Here is a 6,303-nt window from a genome sequence, read left to right on the forward strand (position 1 = left end):
CATGGAAAAATGCGTGTTAACGTGACTACGTTTTCACTCTAGCTCGGCGCATCTGGGATGGTGTCATCCCAAAGGATTGCCCAAATGCCTTGCTGAAGCTGCTGGGCGATGAAAAGCCCCATTTGCTCGCGATGGCCGAAATAGAATTTTCCGGATGGCTTAAAAGGTCGGCCTGCGCGCCAGACAATCTTGCGACTAACTGATATTCACTAATTGTCTGCTGCGTAAATGCCTTGAACGAGTATTGCAGCGACCTCACACTGACACCGCTTATGGCTGCGAGAGTTTCGGGAGAGGTGACTTGATGAGGATGAGCGCGGATGTAGTCGATGGCGCGCTTCACATGCCTGGGCGCGACACTTGGCAGTCGTTGTTCTAGTCGTTCAGAGTAATTGTTGGGAAATCCAAATAAAAAGCTATCCAGGACGAGATTTTTTAAAGACCCTGATTTCATGCTGATGAAGGACGCGACTTCTGAGAAGTTATCCTGTTCCATCAAAGCCACAAGTTTGGTGAGTGGAACGAGCCTGGCTTGCTCTATCGGCGTTTCGTTGAAACGCAACTGGTGAGCCAGGGGCGCGTCAAGCAGTTCAGATAGACGCCTATTCAGAGCATTGTTGGACAAGGTGATGGTGGTGTGCGAACTCGCATCAAGCACATCGACGTGATCCGCATTCTGATACCCTATGACCTGACCAGCACCAACTTCAACCTGATTGGACCCGAAAGAATAGCCGACGCTCAAACTGTGCATGAAGTTGAACAATGTCACATCGAAAGGCTCGCACGGCGTGACACGGAACCCTCCCACCGTGACCGACCGCTCCAGAAATATACCCTCGTAGGTGATTGCTTTGCCGAGGACACCGTATTGCTGCTGGCGAAGAATCGGTTCGAGTTTCACCGCAGCATAAGATGAAGTTATATACTCGGTTACTTTCTCCAGCTCCCGAGAGCAGATATCGATCTTCTCGAAACCTGCACCGGGCATGTTTTCGTCCCGCTCACACATCAACCTACGTTTCCGGTCTTGCCTGGCCCGCTGGCTTGCAATCTTTTTCTCAGATTCATGTCAGACACGGGTCACTACTGCCTCAGTTGATTTCCCAGCTTTACCGCTCGAACCTGGCGAGTTTCAATCATGGGCGCCGAGCTGCTGTCAGTTTTCTGCAAAGAATGTCATTTTAGCGCAAACTTAATCATCGTGCTCTCTATTTTTTAGATTTGTTTAATATTTGCATCTGATTATCGCTGTGAGCGATCCAGAACAAGTCTCGAGTAAAAAATCAGTGGCATTTTCGAATTAACGAGTAGGATCAATATATGTCTGTCGTTTTTTCGCGAAACGCGCAGGATTTAATCAATGCGATCGGCAAGTCATTGGCGATCATCGAGTTCAATTTGGATGGTTCGATAATAACAGCGAATGAAAATTTCCTGAATACACTTGGTTACAGTCTTACGGAAATTGTCGGAAAACATCACAGGATCTTTGTTGATCCGTTGGAAGCCAATTCCTCTGACTATCGTGCGTTCTGGGCAAAGCTTGCAAGGGGCGAATTCGATCGGTGCCAGTACAAACGGATTACCAAATCAGGCAGGGAGATCTGGATTGAGGCCTCCTATAATCCTGTGTATCGAAGGGGCAAACCCTATAAGGTTGTCAAGGTGGCAACCGATATCACCGCGCAGAAACTCCAGGCCGCCGAGGACGCGGGCAAGCTTAACGCAATTTCGAAAGCGCAAGCCATTATCGAATTCAAGCCCGATGGCGAAATAATCACTGCCAATGAGAACTTTCTAAAGGGGCTTGGATATCGCCTGGAAGAAATTCAGGGCCGCCATCATTCGATGTTCTGCGACCCGGCCTATGCTGCCAGCGACGATTATCAGATGTTTTGGAAAAGACTGGCGCGCGGCGAATATGTGGCTGACGAATTCATGCGCTTCGGAAAAGATGGTCGAAAGGTCCACATCCAGGCATCATACAATCCGATCTTCGATATGAACGGCACTGTCGTCAAGGTGGTCAAGTTCGCAACGGATGTGAGCGAGCGCGTCAGGAACGTCGACCGGTTGGCGGATGCTCTGCAATCGCTGGCCGAGGGGGATCTGAGACTGGAAATCCCGCAGCCCTTCTTGCCTGCCCTGGAGCGCTTGCGCCTGGATTACAATGCGGCCTCCCTCAAATTGCGCGACACAATGCGTTCAATTCTGGATAATGCAGCTGCGATTGCAGCCGCCTCGCAACAGATCCAGACTGCATCGAACGACTTGGCGAAGCGCACGGAGCAGCAGGCTGCTTCCGTGGAACAGACGGCTGCTGCGCTGGAACAAATCACGGCGACTATTGCCGGTTCCAGCAATCGCGCTCAGGATGCAGGCAAGCTTGTGCGCTCCACGAAGGAAAGTGCGGAATATTCCGGAAAGATCGTCGATCAGGCCGTCGATGCCATGGGCAAAATCGAGCAGTCTGCCGGCGAGATCGGGAATATCATCGGCGTCATTGATGAAATTGCCTTCCAGACGAACCTTCTGGCGCTGAATGCCGGGGTTGAAGCAGCTCGCGCTGGCGAGGCCGGAAAAGGGTTTGCGGTCGTTGCGCACGAAGTAAGGGAACTCGCTCAGCGATCCGCCACGGCTGCGAAGGAAATCAAGGGACTGATCACCACTTCCAATGAACATGTGAGGAGCGGGGTGGCGTTGGTCGGTGACACTGGCAGAGCGCTGCAAGACATTGCCGAACAGGTTGTCCAAGTGGATCGAAACGTGGGAGCGATCGTAGACGCCTCTCGCGAACAGTCTACTGGCCTGAAAGAGATCAACGTTGCAATCAATACCGTCGATCATGGCACACAGCAGAATGCGGCAATGGTAGAGGAAACGTCCGCGGCCGCCCATAGTCTGGCTAAAGAGGCCCAACGGCTGTTTGACGCGATTGGTCAGTTTCAGATCGACCCGAAGGGTATCGGGAAAAAAGCCAATACCCCATACGCTTCGAATGCCCGGCCCTCCAACTTCGCCAGTTCTGCGGCCAAGGAAAGCCCAACCTTTGTCCATCAGGGCAGGACCGCCCTGAAAAATCAAAACTGGAAAGAGTTTTAGTGTCCGGACAGGCATGGCGCCAAGACAACTCGGCGCCATGCTCTATCTCTTTGTTTCAGGTAGGCCGCACGTTAAACCGATGGCCTACTTGTAATGGACGCGAGCTGGTTAAGCCATACCGCTCTCTTGCGCGTAGCGTTTCCTGTTTGCCTCTCGAATGGCGTTCCAATCCACGAAAGTCTGGTCTTCTTTGTAGTAAGCTTTCTCACGTAGCGCAGCGAGATCAGCCTCAGTTGTACCGCCATATGTGGGAGGAAAATACCATTGGCCGCCCATGCTCAGGTGTGGGCGGACCACGTTACCCGTCAAATCGGAAAGATTCTTCTCCAGTTTATCTGTCATTTTATTAGCGCGTTCGTGCTCCTTGAGGTTCTGATAGATGCCCATGCCAATGTAGCCGGCTGCGCTGATCACGTTGAAAGCAGCACCCAATCCCCCCATGACCGCTCCACCAGCACCGAAGAACATGCCGCCCAGACGGGAGAACTGCAGTGCTCTGGTTGTTGTCAACGCACGTGTAAGGTTCATAGCACCGTCAACTGCTACACCTGTATCAGCGGCCAATGCGACGGAATAAAGAACTTTCTCAGTTGTATCCAGGCTTCCTTTCTTCAGACCGTCAACGAACCCTTGAATATTTGCGGGCAGGAAGGCAACGTCAGTGAGCCCAACCAGACCACCTCCTACTCTTGGTGCTATCTGCTGAACCACTTTCCTCGCTGCGTCCGAATAATTTCCAAGTGAAGCAAGATAGCGCGCTTCCAACATTCCACCATAACCGCCACGAACTCCAGGTTTCACCTGTGAACCGATGAAGCTTGATGTATAACCGAACGCCTGGGCTGATTGGATTGCAGTGTATGCAATCGCGCTCGGTGTCATATTCTCCCCGTTCATAATACCATTGTAAATGGTTCTGCCGCCGGCGATAAACGTTGTCATCGCCTTTGCCATAAAGTTGCTTTTGTCATCAAGAGTGACGCCCGGCTTATCGTCTATGGTGAGAAGCGGATTGGTAATTCTTTCTTTAAAGTCCTTGAATGCCGTCTGCAGAGTGCCGCCGGGCTTCAAGGTGGAGAATGCCATATGTAGCAAATTCGGTACGTTTGTCATGAACTTGGCTTTTGCGGCTTCATCCGATCCATAGAGACCTTCGGCCATGGAAGACGCCAGCGGATCCAGGATTTCCTTTTTGAAGCCCGGTGTCATATCGTAAGCATTGGCCAGTGGTTTGACTACTCTGTTGTATTGCGCAGCCGAGCCATCTGTGAATAGGGACCGGAAGTCGCCTGCCATTTTATCTGTGTATCTTGCCAGATTCTCGGCGCCAAATTTGTTGATGGCTCCAGATTCCCAGCTTCTGTTGAGGGTGCCGAAGACCTTGCTTGCGGTGGGGTCTACATTGCCCATTGCAAGCCCCTTTCCTTCGTAGCCGGTAGCGAGCGTAACGAAGGACTGAACATCCTTGAGGTCGAATCCAAGGCCCGCTCTATACATTCCATTGAGAAGCGTACTGTTGGTTAGGCCGCTTCCTCGAACGATACCGTTCAGCGCTGTCGTCAAGTTTTTGGCATCAGCCTCTGTCGAGCCTTGACCGATGAGTCGTGTCTGAATCTCCGACAACTTTGCATTGAGCGTTTCTCCACCCTTTTCCCAACTGCTCTGGCTCGCCAGCGGTGAAAGTTCGGTCAGAAGTGTGGAAACAAACTTCCCGCGGTCCGCCTTCGATCCAGTTTCCTTGCCGTAAAGTTGTTCTGCCACATTGGCCGCAGTCTTGAGATAGACGGCATTGACCCCATCGTCCTTCAGGCTCTTGTCAATACCCAAGTCAGAGGCAAGCTTTTTGGACTCTTCATCAAGCTTGAACTTGGAGATCGTGTTCATCCAGCCGTTTGTTTCGAGGCTCTTTCCCGTATCCTTGTATGTGCTGCCGTCAACAACCGGTGTTAGAAGGCCGATCGCCCTTCTTTCTTCCGGCGTCATGTTCGCGGTATTATAAGCGTATAGCATCGCCTTGTAGTTGCTACCAATGTCGTCATTCGCGGTCTTTGGACCGATCTTTTCACTGTAAAATTGATTGTATTTTTCGCCGATCTGATCTTTCAAGGAATCAACAAAGGTCGGATCGAGCACAGAAGAATAGGCACTAAGAGTGGTTTTGAATCGTGCATTGGTGGAAACCTCGTTTGCGCCTTGCGCATCCGCTGCGGCATACAGATCGCCATCCACTAGCTTGCGCTTAAGCTCATCTTGCAGAAACAGCTTGGTGTCACCTATCAGCTTGTCATACTCAGCGTCATATTTTCCAGGTTCCTGGAACCGCTTGCCGGCCAGGATCTCCTTATAACCCGTGAGGTATTCAGCCGTCATGGCGGCAGCCGTGTCCGGGTCTTCCATCAACGTCGTCATTGCTTCGTCGATGTCCCTTCGAGCTTCACGCTCGTTCAGCAACAATGCATTCGTTCCAGTGTGCGGCGCCTTTCTATAATCGATAAATCCTTCAAACTCGCCCTTAAGCTTCATCAGGTCATGATAACGCTTCATCTTCTGATCGATGGTATAGTTCTGAGGATTGGAATAGATATCCATACCAGGAGGTGCGCTTTCCTTGTCCTTATACTTATTATAGAAATAAGCAGTGAACTCAGAGTTCAACCTCTTGTTGCCGCTCATATAATCAAACATCTTGTTGAGATCGCGGGACGCAAATTCTTCGTCAACCTTCTGGTTGGTGAGTGCGCCGGGCTTGTAATCGCCCTTCAGGCTATCTTCATAAAGCGGATTTCCCTCCGTGTCGTATCCGACAAAACCTTGTTTTTCCGGGCTTGCTGTCATGTCACTATTGAGACTGAGGGGCTTGCTCGTCAGAGAAGTGTTAGTCAGACCCTTTTTGGTCACATCCGTCATCAAAGTATCAGGGCCGGAAAGTGGGACCGTGCTCTCCGGAAACTCGCCGGGCGGCAAATTGGTTAGCTCTCTAACGTGGAACTTGCCTGCGAGCTCATCTTTCAAATTCGTTACCAGAGGATCACGGCCGGAGAGTGGGACCGTGTTCTCCGGAAACTCACCGGGCGGGAAACTGGTCAGCTCTTTAACAGGTAGCTTGCCGGTGAGCTCCTTTTTCACCTCCACGAAAGAATCAGGGCCAGAAAGTGGATCTTTTGACTCCGGAAACTCACCGGGCGGGAAACTGGTCAG

General features: G+C 51.3%; 3 protein-coding genes. 1 reads left to right on the forward strand and 2 read right to left on the reverse strand.

What is annotated here, in order from left to right:
• Positions 1–25: 25 nt before the first annotated feature.
• Positions 26–991, reverse strand: coding sequence for a helix-turn-helix domain-containing protein (locus MUU53_RS04130; RefSeq protein WP_247259745.1), 966 nt, complete (start codon positions 989–991; stop codon positions 26–28).
• Positions 992–1,323: 332 nt separating this feature from the next.
• Between MUU53_RS04130 and MUU53_RS04135 the strand changes: the two genes are divergently transcribed.
• Positions 1,324–3,105: a methyl-accepting chemotaxis protein gene (locus tag MUU53_RS04135; RefSeq protein ID WP_247259746.1), complete on the forward strand. Its 1,782-nt coding sequence runs from the start codon at positions 1,324–1,326 to the stop codon at positions 3,103–3,105.
• A gap of 108 nt (positions 3,106–3,213) precedes the next feature.
• Here MUU53_RS04135 and MUU53_RS04140 read toward each other — a convergent pair.
• Positions 3,214–6,303, reverse strand: a 3,090-nt coding sequence (locus MUU53_RS04140) for a hypothetical protein (RefSeq protein WP_247259747.1), incomplete at its 5' end; no start/stop codon positions are given.

The sequence above is a fragment of the Affinirhizobium lemnae genome (assembly GCF_022968395.1).
Lineage (GTDB): Bacteria > Pseudomonadota > Alphaproteobacteria > Rhizobiales > Rhizobiaceae > Neorhizobium > Neorhizobium lemnae.

Bases quoted from the DNA above. Each gene is read 5' to 3' on its own strand.
- MUU53_RS04130 (WP_247259745.1), bottom strand. From the start codon at position 991: ATGCCCGGTGCAGGTTTCGAGAAGATCGATATCTGCTCTCGGGAGCTG.
- MUU53_RS04135 (WP_247259746.1), top strand. From the start codon at position 1,324: ATGTCTGTCGTTTTTTCGCGAAACGCGCAGGATTTAATCAATGCGATC.